We start from the raw sequence: 14,038 nt of genomic DNA on the forward strand, positions 1-14,038 counted from the left end.
CTTAAATGATAAACCTGTTAGCTTTGTAAGGCAGGATGTTCGGGAAGACTTTGAGCTAAGAGGATTAGTAAATTGTTCCTGCTGTAAAAATAAGCTCACGGCTGCCTTTTCAAAAAGTAAAACTGGCAAGAAGCATCCCTACTATAAATGTGCCACTAAGGGATGTGATTACTACGGGAAAAGCATCAGAAAGGCTCAACTTGACGATGATTTTAATGTACTAGTTGCTGACATTAAACCTTGTACTGAGATTGTAGAGCTTGCTGAAGCGATATTTGATGATGTTTGGCAAAGTGCAGCCAATGACCAAGAGAAATCAAAGAATAAGGCTATTAACGAGCATAAAACCTTAGAAGCTAAGTTAGAAGTTATTACAGATAAAATCGCTACAGCTTCCAATGATACAGTTGTCAGGCAATACGAAAAGATTATTGAAAAACTTGGAGTTGAGATTGAAGAATTAGAGCGAAAAATTAATGATGACTATGACTATTCAATTCCTTATCGAACTTCCAGAGAACAAGTTTTTCAAATTTTGCTAAACCCTGAATATGCTTGGAAAAATTATGACGTTTATCAGAAACAACGCTTCTTTAATTTTATATTTGAAGCAAATTTAGAATATGACAGAAACAATGGTTATCGAACTCCCCTAACTACCTTACCTTTAAGGATATTTGAGGAGTTATCAACCAATGAATCTGGTGAAGTGGAGGTGGGGAGAATGCGACCCCACCTCCAGGGCAGGCATCTTAAGTCTCATGGAGCATCCACCACGAGAAAGTCAGGGGCCTACGCTCTCGCTTTGCATGATTGCAAAGAACGAATCGCACTGTATTCGCAATGCTCTGGAGAGTGCTTCTTCCTTGTTTTCTGAATTTATTCTTGTAGATACCGGTTCTTGCGATGATACGGCAATCATCGCTCAGGAGTTTGGAGCAACTGTGATTCATCAGCCATGGATGAATGACTTTTCATTTCACAGAAACACTTCTCTGTCTCACGCCACAGGAGATTGGATTTTAGTGCTTGATGCAGATGAAGTTATTGACGAATCGCAACACAAGTACCTTCGCGAGCTTCTGCAGGGGGAGAAGAAGTGCTACCAGTTTATCCAACGCCACTATACCAACGATCATCGTCTCAGTCGTTTTCAGCCCGCTCGAGGGAGCTATCCTCACAGGGAAAAGCAGTACGTAGGCTTTTTCGATAGTTACTTGTGCCGGTTATTCCCGAATAATCCGAAAATTCGTTATGAGAATTGTGTCCATGAGCTTGTAGAGCCTTCAATCCTTAGAGAGCATGAACTTCAGTTGGAGAAGTGCTCTATCATTCTTCATCACTACGGGAACACTCCCGAGCTTATAGAGAGAAAAAAGAGAATGGGGCTTTATGCAATGCTCGGTGAGCTCAAGCTGAAAGAACAACCAGAAGAGTGGAAAAATTTATTTGAGCTAGGAGTGGAGCACAACACCGGCGGTCGGTTAACCGAGAGTGCAGAATACTTCCAGAAAGCGCTTGTTCTGAATCCTGAAAATATCAGCATTTCAGTTAATTTGGGATTCGTTCTTACTGAGCTTTGCAGGTTTCAAGAGTCAGAAGACGTTTTGTTATCAGCACTGCAAAGAGCTCCTCATAGCCCCGAGGCGTTGTGTAATCTTGCGGTAAACTACATGCGTCAGGATAAAGAAGATCTCGCAATTCCTCACTTGAGAAAAGCGATAGCCCTCAATCCAAATTACATAAATGCCTACGCGAATCTTGGACGTGCATTTTTTAAAATCGGTGCGATAGCAGAAGGTACTCAGGCATACGAGCAGGGAATAGTGAGAGCGCCACGGAATTCAAAGATACTGCTTCAGTTTGCAGTGTCACTTCTTGATGTTGGAATCCTGAAAGAGGCCAGAACCGTCCTAGAGGCGGTCATTCGACTCTCCCCAGATGACGCACCAGGGTGGCAACTGATGGCAGTTGCCCTGGAGCGGCTTGGGCTCCCGAAAGAAGCGAAATTCGCCACTGAAAAAGTGGAAACACTCCTTGCTGACACGCGTTCGCTCAAACCATCTTCAACTCGTAGGGGAGCGTAGCTCGTTCTACAGAGAAAGATGATGTTTTACTATTTTCCATTTTCCGTATTTCAAAGATGACAAATGGGTCAGATTCTCATCGTAATAGGAGTCGCTTCGGCTGGTTAGCCAAGCCGCGGGGGACGGTCCGTTCTTTGGTCGGGGTTCTTCGGGCTTGTTTGCGAGGATGGACGGAAAAGTGTGCGTGATGCATTTAGGGCATTTAGCACACCAATACTTTTGTGTATGATTGCCAAATAAGGCTAATGATAAAGAGGGGTTGAACTGTGAACAAGTCTGAGCTGATAGAGAAGCTAGCTGATAAAACGGGTCTTAACGTCATTCAGGCAGAGGAGGTAGTGAACCTCATTTATAAAAAGATGAGGGATACCCTCGTTGGTGGAGGTCGAATAGAGATTCGAGGCTTCGGTAGCTTTGTTGTTAAAGAGTATGATTCCTATCAGGGGAGAAACCCAAAGACTGGTCAACGTATTGATGTTCCCAAAAAGAAACTTCCCTTTTTCAAGGTGGGGAAGGAGCTTAAGGAGCGTATTGACCAGATAGAAGATCAAGAAGATTCTGGTGCATCTGTTTCGCATTAAACACTGAAATCAACGTTTCCATCCTCTCGTGTTGTTATTTTAGAGCAATTCTTTATAGCTTGCCCTGTGCAAGGGGGCGCCGTTTGAGCGTTAGACAGGGCCTTTGCGGGTTGGAGAGGAGTATTAATTTTTCTTTAGTTTTCGCCCATTTCTGTCGAAGATTTAATTTGTGAAGTAATATGGCGGGGGAGTGAGATTTGGTGTGTAATAGCGCTAAATCAGTAGGGTAGCACTTGCTCTTTGGAGAAGGTAGAGAGATGTCAATTGATTTCTTGCAAGATTTAGAACGAGCGGTAGACAACGGGAAAGCATACTTTGGGTGTCCGAATATCGGTAGGAACCAGTGGAAGATTAGTGAAGTCGCGGAAGAGGTAGAGAGAATAGCGGTTCGGACTGCTAACAACAAAAAGATGGCTGTTAATGTCGTTCGCCTTTTATCAAAACTCGATGCGCTTGTTGGAAACTCTTATTTGGTACCAACAAAGATAGGTGAGCCCGGTCCACGGGGAGAGCCAGTTGTAGAATGGTCAGTGGTAGAGACGCGAGAAGCTGCTGAGATGATGAAAGATCTTCGCCGAGGTCCTGCTCCCTTTTTTGCAATGCAGGTAGAGAAAGTGATCGAGCCGGCAGAGGCTATTGAATAAATTGAGAGCCTTTTCAGCAGGTTTTTCCTTAGGTCTTGAGTCTAATCGCTATTTAATCAAATAGTCCAATGGTGTATTGTCTGGTGAAGAGGAAGCCAGTAGCAGTACAAGATTTATCAAACGAGAAGGGTGTTCATGGACAAGCAGTTTAAGCCACGAATAGTGCGTATCGAAGAAGCACTGGAGAGCCGCTATTCAGCTGGCATACGTCCGTTGTCTTGGGATGATCGTCGAGCAGGTTTCGATAAAGTTCGGACTGCTGATGGTGAGGAACTAACGCTTCTGAGTGGGGGTCAGCAAAGTACGCCACAGCCTGGATGGGAGATACTGCTCACCGCTGAAGAGGCAGTCGATGCTACTGAATTGAATATCCCTTCCGAGCGTGGAAAAATTGCTTGTTACGCTTGGACCTTGTACGGGCTTGGAACTCCGCACAGAGAGGGCCACAGAGAGGGCCACGGAGAGAGCCACGGAGTGAACGGCACACAGAACTAATACGTGCCTTCTGAACTCAATAGCTCCTACCTTTAAGGGGCCTTTAAGGGGGCCTTTAAGGGGTTTTGCATATCTTGTTGTCTCTTTCTCACACAATTCGTGCTGCTCTCAGGTGTTATCGCCCTGTAAATATGCTGACTTATGGATCGGTAGTCGAACAGACCTCTAGTCGAATGATGGGCTGCTCGTCAAATAAGATTGGGAACTCAGGTGCGATGGCAGTGTAGAAACTTCTCGGAAACGACATATCTGCGAGATATAATCTCCCAAGGAGATCTGTGTGATTTGTGAGGCACTCTAATGGTGCACCCAGAGCCATTGTGGAAGACGCAAAGAGTCGTTCTCCGTTAGGTTCTCCCGTCTCAAGATTCACTCCATGCGGCGCAAGAATGCAGTGAACCGGCGTACTCAATTCATTCAAGATAGAGATACTTTGATTGATGAATTCTTGTTCCTGTGGCGGGCGGATTGCAATCGGAAATTCGATATCAGAACCCCCGAAGATAATATTATGACATTCCTGGATTAGGTCGACGACTAAATCGTTTTGGTCAGTGGTACTCCAAAACTCGACTTTCATTCCGTACGCTTTGGCACTCTCGAGAGCGTTCGCGATATAAGAGAGCGGCTGGTCCTCGGGGTGACCAAGAACGAGAATCACTATATCTGACCCAGCATTTTTTAGATGTCGAAGGCAATTTATTGCGATATTTCCGCAAAATGTGTCTCTTACTAAACCGCAGATGAGACCACCAGCAGCGGACAACCCTAGCGCATACCGAACTACCATAGCGAGTCCGTAGGCTGGTCCTTCAGCCAAGGCTGGAGGCGAGAGGTGAAAGCCATCTCTCAGTGATAAAAAGCCGTTCGAGAGAGCCTGGTAGGAAGCAGTAGGAACTCGTGTTCCATCGTCTTTTTGAAAGTATTTTCCCGAGTGGCTCACTGTATGTCTCTATTGGTTTATTTCAGAGTCTGCAATATGTAGTATCACCCCAATAAGAATTCAACAAAAGGCAAAAGTTTCTATGATAGACAAAAAAGGCCCAGCAGTTGCCATCGTAGGGGCAACGGGTGTTGTTGGCAGTGAGATGCTTAGGATTCTCGAAGAGAGGCAGATTCCAGTCGGAGAGCTCTGCCTTTTTGCCTCTAAGGAGTCAGCTGGAGAACTCTATGCCTTTCATGGAGAAGAAATCGAGGTGGAGGAGCTTGCAGAAGACTCCTTCTCAGGCGTTAATTATGCGCTTTTTGCACTCGACTCAAAGCTTGCTGAAAAATATGTTCCTCTGGCGCTCGAGGCAGGAGTTACGGTAATTGATAATTCGAGTGTCTACCGCCTAGACGAGAAGATTCCCCTCATTGTTCCTGAAGTAAATGGCGAGTTGCTCTCAGCTGAGCATCAACTCATCGCGAATCCGAACTGCACCACAGCTCAGCTTGCTCCCGTACTTGCAGTAATGCATCGTGCTGGAATATTGAAACGGGTAGTTGTATCAACCTATCAAGCGGTTTCTGGAGCAGGGAAAGAGGCGCTTGATGAACTTTGGGAGCAAACAAGAGCAGTTTTTACTCAGACCGCTATTCCTAATGAAGCCTTTCAATATCAAATTGCATTCAACTGTATTCCTCAAATTGATGTGATGCTAGAGAGTGGATACACGAGAGAGGAAGAGAAGGTTATTGAGGAAACACGAAAGATTTTGGGAATTCCCGACCTTCCTATAACGGTGACGGCAGTGCGAGTTCCTGTTTTTCATAGTCATGGTGAGAGTGTCAATGTTGAGCTGCAAGAACCGGTTTCCCGTGATGAGTTAATCGCGCTGTTTGAAGCCGAGGATGCGCTTGAGGTATTTCCCCATCATGAGGATTTTCCGTTACAGATTGATGCGGCTACGCGTGACCCCATTTTTGTGGGAAGGATTCGAAAGGATGAGTCAGTCCACTCTGGCTTCGACCTTTGGATAGTTGCTGACAATCTACGAAAGGGGGCCGCCTTAAACGCGGTGCAGATTTTAGAAAAAGTGTTATCGCTTAAAGAAGAGAGTTCGGCGTAAAGCATGAGAAAAATTCGACTCGTTATTGAGTATGATGGGAAGAAGTTTTCTGGTTGGCAGATTCAGCCTGAGGTACGAACAGTACAAGGCGAGCTCCATCAGGCGCTTCAAACGGTCCTGCGGTCAGAAGCAGTCTCCCGTCCAATCGCTTCCGGCAGAACTGACGCTGGAGTCTCAGCAAGACGACAAGTGGTGTGTTTCGAAGCTCCTGTTGAAGAGGAAATGCTTCGTAAGATTCAGGTTGGAGTAAGTAGTATCCTGAAATCGGAAGTGTCGGTGTTATCAGCGTCATTTGTCAGTGATGAATTCCATCCCATACATGATGTGATGAGAAAGCAATACTCGTATGCCGTATGGAATCATCCGAGTCCCCCAGCATTGCAATTTGGGTACGTCATGCATGTTATTGAACCACTCGATATAGATATCATGAGGCACGAATCAGAATGTCTAATCGGTACGCACGATTTTTCGAGTTTTCGCGGACATGGTTGTGGAGCGAGGTCCCCAGTGCGGTGTATTGAAGAGATTACTATTGAGCGGCGCGGAGAGTTGGTGCTCTTCGAATTCCAGGGCAAGGGGTTTTTGAAACAGATGGTTCGAAATCTTGTCGGGACACTTATTGAGTATGGAAGGCGCTCTGGAAAGCTCCAGTCATGTCGGGAGGTGTTGGAGTCATGTGATCGCCGGTGTGCCGGGCCTACGGCTGAACCGTGGGGCCTCAGTCTTGATTGGGTTGAATACCCCGAGGGAAAACTCTAGGAAGCAACGGAAAATGGTGCTTTAGGGAATGAATATAGCTCGCACAGTTGCGACCACTAACAGCCCGCATTGATAGAGCTCTTGCCCAAATATCTGTAATCCATCATTCCCCCCAACCAGCCAAAGGATTAGAAGTGATGTGATACATGCATTTGCTGCAAAGATATATCCGAGTGCAACAAAGTACCCTCCTTTGATACCCGTCAGGTCCGTTTGAATAGGGGTGGCATCTTTGAGTTGTAGATAGAGTTCTGTTCCATGGATGGCTGCCAAAAAAAGGAGAGCCCCTTCCGTATTGGCATGATGGAGAATCGGGTAGAGTAACAGTCCGATAAAGGTAATGACGGGAAGGAAATAGGGTGCCAGTGAGATAAAAGCATTATATTCAGCCGTGTCCTGAGTATAGCTGTACTGAAAGGAACCAGACATCCCTTTCAATTTCAACTTTTTCCATTTGTTCCCAACGAGCAGGGCGAGGAGTGCATGTTTATACTCATGAATCAGCACTGATATCTGGCCTCGGAGGAGTGTGTATCCAAACCACCATCCAAGGAGAAGTCCAGCTAGGAGGAGCCAGAGCGTAAAGCTATCGGCAGTTGAGATGACCTGGCGTGCGGTGGAGAGGCCTATCAGCGCAAGAGGAAGTGAAAAGACATAGGAGAAGAAAAAGGCAACGCCCCCAATTTTTACCTTACGCTTTCTCACGCTCCATCGAAGCAACACAGATTCCTCTTTTGACCCTTTTGGAGTGTTATAGTGGCCAGTGACTCCTGCGTAGCGTAACAGTCCCGACCATGGATCAGAAGAGAGAGAAACCCCTCTGCCTCTTATTATGACGCTTGATACCAGTGATAGAACGACTGCAACTCTTCTCGCTTAGTGCGGAGGGGAGATTAATGCCTTCGCTAACGTCACACTGTTAGGTTTATACGTTCCGTTCATGAGTTGTTGTTTCAACAATCTGAGACGGACAGCTCGTTCCGCATCGCTTTGATGGAGGAACCGTTCAGACACCTCTTTGATACGAGGGTTTAACTTCGGTATTGTCTTATCATTCATTGTACTACTCCGGACCAAATCTTCGAGGATTTTGACTTCCGTGTATTATATTAGTGGATTTCCGTACCCTCGTGACTCAGCACCTTTTCTCTCAAAATAGAATTGCTCCGTTTCGATGTTTCCATCTAAACAAGAAGTCGACCACTCTTCGGTTTTGCTAAACTTTTGGTGTCTAAATAGGTGGAAATTTCTGTGGCAATTTAAGACCTCGTCTTTCTCCGAGATTGGCGTAGCGAGCGTGAATTTTGCTTACATGACGAATGGTCAGGCTATAGAAAGCGCTAAAAGAATGTGTGTAATGACGTAATTGCTGCTACGAAATCCTTTTACTCTACTGCAATATCCAGTGCTTTCAGAGCTGGTAGAGGTTGGCCTTCAAGGAGTGCTAAGAAAGCCCCTCCACCAGTCGAGATAAAATCGAATTTGTGTGCAAGTTCGAGTTTATGAATCGCTGCATCGGTATCACCACCCCCGACAATTGTTACCCCAAGAGCATTCCCTACGCTCTCGACCATGCTCTCTGTGCCTGCGGCAAACTCCTCATGTTCAAAGGCTCCCATTGGGCCATTCCAAACAATAGTAGCTGCATTTTGAACGGCCTCTTGAAAGAGGATTCGTGATGCTGGTCCTACATCAAGCGCCATGCAGTCAGCGGGAATTTCTTGCACCGTAACATTTCGTGATAGTCCTTGGCTCTTCAGACCTGGGGCAACGACAACGTCAACAGGGAGGTACAGTTGACCACCTCTTCTTGCAATTTTCCCGAGAATTTCGAGTGCTTGTGGAAAGAGCGCTGGCTCATAGAGAGAGCGACCCATTTGAATACCCTGAGCAGCCAGGAAGGTATTCGCCATCGCGCCCCCCACAATCACTTTATCCGCTTTTTCGCATAATCTCGTCAGTACACCGAGTTTGGATGAGATTTTTGCTCCGCCTACAATGACGCATAATGGCCGCTCAGGCTGAATAAGTGCCTTCTTGAAATAATCGAGTTCTTTCTGCATGAGCAGTCCTGGAACTTTAACGGTCATGTAAGAGGGCACGCCAACAACGGATGCATGAGCACGATGTGCTGTTCCAAAGGCATCATTCACGTAAACATCAGCGAGCGAAGCGAGTGACTGGGCGAATGCTTCCTGGTTTTCTTTTTCATTTTTATGAAAGCGTAGGTTTTCTAGAAGAATGATCTGGTTCGGAGATGCCTTTTCTACCAACTCAATGACGGCAGCACCCACGCAGTCGGGAGCTAACTGAACAGGGTATCCCGCTTCAGTCTCGAGAGCTTTTGCCACTGGAGCGAGCGAAAAGGAGTCATCACGTTTCCCTCCAGGTCTTCCCAAGTGCGATGCGACAATAGGGATCCCTCCCTTCTCAATAATGAGCCGAACAGTCGGCGCAAAAGACTTGATGCGATGACGATCTGTAATCTCACCTTTCTCATTAAGCGGAACATTCAGATCGGCTCGGACAAAAACTCTTTTTCCTTTAAGGTCAATATCGTGAATGGTGTTCATAAAGTCTTCAGTATAGTAAGGGTTTGGTAAAATAAGCGTTGCGTTACTCAATCAGATACCAGTCGGCTCGTCCAGAAATATGCACTGAATTTTTGCGTTCTTCTCAAGAAATTTTCCTATCGCCCGCACCCCGAAGGTCTCGGTGTGATAGTGGCCCGCAAAAATGGCATTCATTTCTTCCTCTTGAGCCAGGTGGTATGCCTCATGCTTTGGTTCGCCTGAGAGAAAAGCGTCACACCCCAGCGCTTTCGCTTCGGGAATGAGCGAACTCGCTGATCCTGTCGCGATGCCTATTCGAGAGACATGCTCTGGACCGAACAGAAGTGAGCAGGTCATTCCTTTTTGCGCCTTCTCTGGAATAATTCGACTGAGGAGATGTGATTCGAGTTGAGACCTTTCAAGAGTCTGGGGGAGTATTCCAACGACGCCGATTGTCGCTCCAAGAGCCGAAAAAGCAGGTTGTATATCAGTAAGCTCAAGGAGCCGTGCAATCTCCGATGCATTTCCCACTGTCAGATTTCCATCCAGAGGGAGGTGGCACGAATAAAGAGAACATGTGCCGTTTATTAACGTCCTTATTTTCTCTCCCGTCTTCCCTATCACCATTGGTGAAGGAGCGGTTCCCCAGAAGAGTCCATGGTGAGTGATAAGAAGGTCGCATTCTTGTCGAATGGCTTCTCGTATTATCGATACCCCTGCATCAACTGCTAATCCGACCTTTTTTACGATAGCCTCGCTGTTGGCTTCAACTTGAAGTCCGTTCCAGGCGATATCCGCAGCAGTAAATCGATCGGGATCGAGCAATTCGTCTAAAAGTTGCGTTATATCCGCCAGGCGAACTGCTGTGTGAGAAGTATCCATAATTCAAGATGTTACGAGTTTTCTTTCCGCATCTCAACCCATTGGTCGTTCATTCTCCGGGAGAGTTGGAAATAGTTTGGAAGGATGATAGCCTTCCGTCCGCATTGTTTTCCTAAGAGAAGGACAAAATGGGTTGGTTTACGAGAAGCAAAGCACCAAAGCCGCAGGCAGAAGAGAACGAACGGGTTCAGATGCCAGACGATATTTGGACCAAGTGTCCTCGTTGCGGAGCGATTCTCTATACGAAGGAGCTACGCCGCACATTAGGCGTTTGTACTCGGTGTGAATATCACTTCAGACTTACGGCTCAACAGCGGATCCCCGTGGTTGTCGATAGACACTCTTTCTCGGAAATCGATAAAGAATTGAGAACGAGTGACCCGTTAAATTTTCGAGACAGCAAGAAGTACAAAGAACGGGTCAAGAAGGCTGAGAAATCGAGTGGTTCTCCAGAGGCCGTAATCACCGGTCGTGCGCGTGTCCAAAATATTCCGGTTGTCCTAGGCGTATTCGAGTTTGGATACATGGGTGGGAGCATGGGCTCAGTGGTCGGAGAGAAGCTTGCTCGAATCGTTGAGATCGGAGTTGCCGAGCGCAGGCCAGTCATTATCGTAAGCGCCTCAGGCGGTGCTCGTATGCAGGAAGGGATTTTCTCGCTGATGCAGATGGCGAAAGTTAGCGCAGCTCTCGGTCGGCTAGGTCAAGAGCGGGTCCCCTACATATCAGTTCTTACCGATCCTACAACGGGAGGGGTCGCCGCATCATTTGCGATGCTTGGGGATGTAATCATCGCTGAACCAAAGGCGCTCGTTGGTTTCGCAGGGCCGAGAGTTATTGAGCAGACTATTCGCCAGAAGCTTCCTGAGGGATTTCAGCGCTCCGAGTTTTTACTGGAGCATGGGATAGTCGATATGGTGGTGGAGAGGGCCGATCTCAAGGAGGAGATTGCGGGTCTTCTGACGAATTTTGGTTTTAAAGCCTAAATAAAACATCGGAATACCTCTGAAGCCTCTCTAGGCGTTATCGGTGATACCAGTTGAACCTGCATTCTTCACAGGAGGAGCCCAAATCATTCGGCTCATGGCTCTTGTATTCAAAAGGTCAGAGCCCCAGCTGCTGTTTAGCGCACTTTCCCAAAACAATCGAAGCTGATCGACAAGTGAGTTATTTCATCCCTTTTGAGACTGCCATTTTCGCGTTTATACTCCACGAGGAAGGTTCTTATCTCGTCATAATCCGAGCGCCACGTTTTTTCGTCGACAGAGAAATAGAAAGGTTGCGGTCTGTAATAGGTGGTCTATTGCCTTAGGAAGTCCGTGTTCAGGGCTGCGCTGAGAGTCAGCACAAAAGGGGGATGTCAATTGAAATCAGCAGAGCAGGGAAGAAGAGGAGTCTTGCGTCAATCAGAAGCGAGAGGAGCGGACCGTGTCGTGTTCACGGTTTTTTTTCGCGTTCCCCTGATGTTTATAACAATAGTCATCATGTTCGTTGTTATGCCCCTTTCTCTCTTTGCCCAAGTAATTGCGCCTGACGAGAAGGAAATTTTTCGAGAGGACTCTGATAGATTTCAAGAGCAGCTTTCTAAAAAAAGAAAGTCTCTCATGACTCCGACGGTGTCTGGTGGTGATCAAGTAGATTTCTCGGCACCAATTGTAAATTTCAATCAAGAAGAAAATATTATTTCCGGTTCTGATGGAGTGCTTATTTCGGGGCAGGATTTTCGGATTCAAGGTGAACGAGGAAGTGTCGATCTCGATACGAACGAAGCAAGCCTAGAGGAAAGAGTCGTCTTAACAGGAGAGACAACAAATATTGCCGCAGAAAAAATGCAGTTTAATCTTAATTCAGAGGTAGGCGAATTCGAGCAAGCGACCTTTACTCTGGAAGACTCAGCGTTTCAATTCTCTGCTGAGAGAGCCAAAAAGTTAAATGATGTCGAATTTGAAATGAGTGACTGCTCGCTCACTACGTGTTCGTGTGAGGATGGCTCTATCCCGTGGAAGCTCAGCGCCTCGCGGGTGACGGCTGAGCGAGAGGGCTATGCCCATGCGTATAACCCGGTATTTGAATTTCAAGGCGTCCCGCTATTTTATGCCCCATGGTTGGCTGTTCCGGTAAAGCAAGAACGGTCCAGTGGTCTGCTGGTACCAGAGTTCGGGTATAGCAACAGAGATGGGTTCAACACTCGACTTCCATTTTTTTTCGTAGTGGATGAGTCAACCGACATAACTCTTGCACCATTTGTTCAGACAGAAACCCGTTTTGGAACCGAGTTGGAGTATCGCGAAGCATATTCGTTGCGTTCTTCTTTTGAGGGGAAGTTGTTTTATTCGGATGAGACGCCTCGAGATGGAGAGTTGCGAGGAACCGATATCAGTAATATTGCGGAGCCAGAAATAGATGATAATCGTTTGGGACTGTATGCGAAGCAGCAGTGGAGCAACTCGCCTTCTTCTTCAGTGCCGTTGAGCTTGGTATCAGATATTCACTGGGTGAGTGATACGCTCTTGCTTCGCGAACTGAATGCATCGGAGATAGGTCTCCCGAGTAGTCGGTACGCTACTTCGCGAATTGCCTTGCGTGGTCAGTTTGGAGATTTTGTCTCTTCCTCACTGGTTGGAGAGTGGAACGAAGCGCTTGTCACCCCACAAGATACCACCTTTCAACGCCTTCCAGAGTTCTCGTTAAATATGGCGAAGAGTTATCGTCCGTTTGGCTACAATCCTTATGGCTTGAAGGTGCTTCCAAAGCTCGATTTTCGCGCGGTCAATTTCCAGCGCGACAATGGATATGATGGTATTCGATACAATGTGAGCCCCTCTGTGCGAATTCCTCTGCGCTACAAGAATTATTTCAATAGTAGTCTAGAGATGGCAGCTCATCATACGGTGTATTCTCTCGATGAAGTGACTAATCCTGCGGGAGGAGCGGATCTTGATGATTCGAATAGTCGTGACCTCTTTATCCTCAACTATCAGATAGGGACGGCACTTGAGCGGATCTATGACGTTTCTTCGGACAGCTTCTTAAGGACGATGACGAGTCTTGGAGCGCGAAATCAAGGGAGTATACTAAAGCGAGTAAAGCATACGATTGAGCCGCGAGTCTCTTTTTCTTATGTTCCAGGCACGAGTCAGTCGGATCTGCCACTCTTTGATTCTTTCGACCGAGTAAGGAAGAAAAGCGTTATTACCTATGAGTTAATGACCCGACTTCTTGGAAGCTTTGACTCCTTGAGCCCAGCAGGGGGAGGAATCGAGGAGCTTTTACCAGATACGGAGCAGTTTGAAACACTCGATACGCTCTCACCACTTTCTGGCTTTGATCGAGGCATGAGTGGTTCGGTGGGCGGTCTGACCGGAGGGATGGGAAGGAGCCGAGGAATTTCACGGAGAGGACGGAAGAACATTCGGCAACTCGCATCCTTCCGCTTGGTACAAAGTTATGATTATACCGAAGACCAAGAGGATCTCGATCCCAACCGAAGACCGTTCTCTGATTTGGGGGCGCAATTCTACTTGACGCCGACAAGTGATTTTGGTCTTGGGCTTTCGACAAATTATAATCCCGAGACGGGTGATGTCTCTTCTTGGTCGGTTGAGTCTCATTTCTTTGATGATAGAGGTGACAGTGTACGAGCGCGGTATACTTCAGTCGATGGTAGTGTTGGACAATTTGAAGGAAACCTCGAGCTTGTGTTAGCTCCGCGGGTGAAGTTGGGATACTACGCGCGATTCGATGAGCGAACATCCGAGTTTATTGAGCAACAGTCTGCACTTCGATTCTCGAGTGCATGTGATTGCTGGCACATCGATCTTGGTTTCACTGAGCAGTTAAACCCGAATAGAGAGGCGGTTCTTTTCCGATTTTTCTTGAAGGGCCTCGGTGACTTTACTCAGAACTTTGGGTTTAATCGACAGGGGAATTCGCAAATCCCTTAATAGGTGATGGAAGTCTGTTCAAGCAGTTCTCTCTTCTGCCGTT

The 14,038-nt window shown here is 46.9% G+C and carries 13 protein-coding genes; 8 read left to right on the forward strand and 5 right to left on the reverse strand.

What is annotated here, in order from left to right:
- The first annotated feature begins 695 nt into the window (after nucleotides 1-695).
- From EBR25_00005 to EBR25_00020, 4 genes are all read left to right on the forward strand, one after another.
- On the forward strand, nucleotides 696-2,087 hold the full coding sequence (locus EBR25_00005) for a tetratricopeptide repeat protein (protein NBW39364.1): 1,392 nt from the start codon (nucleotides 696-698) through the stop codon (nucleotides 2,085-2,087).
- A gap of 266 nt (nucleotides 2,088-2,353) precedes the next feature.
- Nucleotides 2,354-2,668 carry an integration host factor subunit beta gene (locus tag EBR25_00010; GenBank protein ID NBW39365.1) on the forward strand — a complete coding sequence of 105 codons (315 nt, stop codon included), beginning with the start codon at nucleotides 2,354-2,356 and terminating at the stop codon, nucleotides 2,666-2,668.
- A gap of 257 nt (nucleotides 2,669-2,925) precedes the next feature.
- Nucleotides 2,926-3,312, forward strand: coding sequence for a hypothetical protein (locus EBR25_00015; protein NBW39366.1), 387 nt, complete (start codon nucleotides 2,926-2,928; stop codon nucleotides 3,310-3,312).
- A 135-nt stretch (nucleotides 3,313-3,447) separates the two neighbouring features.
- On the forward strand, nucleotides 3,448-3,807 hold the full coding sequence (locus EBR25_00020) for a hypothetical protein (GenBank protein ID NBW39367.1): 360 nt from the start codon (nucleotides 3,448-3,450) through the stop codon (nucleotides 3,805-3,807).
- Nucleotides 3,808-3,946: 139 nt separating this feature from the next.
- Here EBR25_00020 and EBR25_00025 read toward each other — a convergent pair whose 3' ends face one another.
- The gene (locus tag EBR25_00025; protein NBW39368.1) at nucleotides 3,947-4,750 is read right to left on the reverse strand and encodes a hypothetical protein; all 804 of its coding nucleotides are present in this window, start codon (nucleotides 4,748-4,750) and stop codon (nucleotides 3,947-3,949) included.
- An 82-nt stretch (nucleotides 4,751-4,832) separates the two neighbouring features.
- On the opposite strand from EBR25_00025, the gene EBR25_00030 reads away from it, so the two are divergent.
- Both EBR25_00030 and truA read left to right on the forward strand, forming a co-directional pair.
- Entirely contained in the window at nucleotides 4,833-5,858 is a 1,026-nt protein-coding gene (locus tag EBR25_00030; protein NBW39369.1) for an aspartate-semialdehyde dehydrogenase, read from the forward strand.
- 3 nt (nucleotides 5,859-5,861) lie between these two features.
- Nucleotides 5,862-6,620 carry a tRNA pseudouridine(38-40) synthase TruA gene (truA, locus tag EBR25_00035; GenBank protein NBW39370.1) on the forward strand — a complete coding sequence of 253 codons (759 nt, stop codon included), beginning with the start codon at nucleotides 5,862-5,864 and terminating at the stop codon, nucleotides 6,618-6,620.
- A 21-nt stretch (nucleotides 6,621-6,641) separates the two neighbouring features.
- Here truA and EBR25_00040 read toward each other — a convergent pair whose 3' ends face one another.
- The 4 genes from EBR25_00040 to EBR25_00055 form a co-directional block, all read right to left on the reverse strand.
- Entirely contained in the window at nucleotides 6,642-7,343 is a 702-nt protein-coding gene (locus EBR25_00040; protein ID NBW39371.1) for a hypothetical protein, read from the reverse strand.
- Nucleotides 7,344-7,496: 153 nt separating this feature from the next.
- Complete coding sequence (locus tag EBR25_00045; protein NBW39372.1) at nucleotides 7,497-7,679, reverse strand: hypothetical protein; 183 nt, start codon at nucleotides 7,677-7,679, stop codon at nucleotides 7,497-7,499.
- A gap of 326 nt (nucleotides 7,680-8,005) precedes the next feature.
- Entirely contained in the window at nucleotides 8,006-9,193 is a 1,188-nt protein-coding gene (locus EBR25_00050; protein ID NBW39373.1) for a phosphoglycerate kinase, read from the reverse strand.
- Between the two features lie 51 nt (nucleotides 9,194-9,244).
- On the reverse strand, nucleotides 9,245-10,054 hold the full coding sequence (locus tag EBR25_00055) for a Nif3-like dinuclear metal center hexameric protein (protein ID NBW39374.1): 810 nt from the start codon (nucleotides 10,052-10,054) through the stop codon (nucleotides 9,245-9,247).
- Nucleotides 10,055-10,182: 128 nt separating this feature from the next.
- Here EBR25_00055 and EBR25_00060 point away from each other — a divergent pair, with 128 nt between their 5' ends.
- Complete coding sequence (locus EBR25_00060) at nucleotides 10,183-11,037, forward strand: acetyl-CoA carboxylase carboxyltransferase subunit beta (GenBank protein NBW39375.1); 855 nt, start codon at nucleotides 10,183-10,185, stop codon at nucleotides 11,035-11,037.
- Nucleotides 11,038-11,370: 333 nt separating this feature from the next.
- Entirely contained in the window at nucleotides 11,371-13,995 is a 2,625-nt protein-coding gene (locus EBR25_00065) for an LPS-assembly protein LptD (GenBank protein NBW39376.1), read from the forward strand.
- The last annotated feature ends 43 nt before the right edge of the window (nucleotides 13,996-14,038 follow it).

The organism is bacterium (assembly GCA_009926305.1).
GTDB lineage: Bacteria > Bdellovibrionota_C > UBA2361 > UBA2361 > RFPC01 > RFPC01.

Bases quoted from the DNA above. Each gene is read 5' to 3' on its own strand.
- EBR25_00005 (NBW39364.1), top strand. From the start codon at position 696: ATGAATCTGGTGAAGTGGAGGTGGGGAGAATGCGACCCCACCTCCAGG.
- EBR25_00015 (NBW39366.1), top strand. From the start codon at position 2,926: ATGTCAATTGATTTCTTGCAAGATTTAGAACGAGCGGTAGACAACGGG.
- EBR25_00020 (NBW39367.1), top strand. From the start codon at position 3,448: ATGGACAAGCAGTTTAAGCCACGAATAGTGCGTATCGAAGAAGCACTG.
- EBR25_00030 (NBW39369.1), top strand. From the start codon at position 4,833: ATGATAGACAAAAAAGGCCCAGCAGTTGCCATCGTAGGGGCAACGGGT.
- truA (NBW39370.1), top strand. From the start codon at position 5,862: ATGAGAAAAATTCGACTCGTTATTGAGTATGATGGGAAGAAGTTTTCT.
- EBR25_00045 (NBW39372.1), bottom strand. From the start codon at position 7,679: ATGAATGATAAGACAATACCGAAGTTAAACCCTCGTATCAAAGAGGTG.
- EBR25_00050 (NBW39373.1), bottom strand. From the start codon at position 9,193: ATGAACACCATTCACGATATTGACCTTAAAGGAAAAAGAGTTTTTGTC.
- EBR25_00055 (NBW39374.1), bottom strand. From the start codon at position 10,054: ATGGATACTTCTCACACAGCAGTTCGCCTGGCGGATATAACGCAACTT.
- EBR25_00060 (NBW39375.1), top strand. From the start codon at position 10,183: ATGGGTTGGTTTACGAGAAGCAAAGCACCAAAGCCGCAGGCAGAAGAG.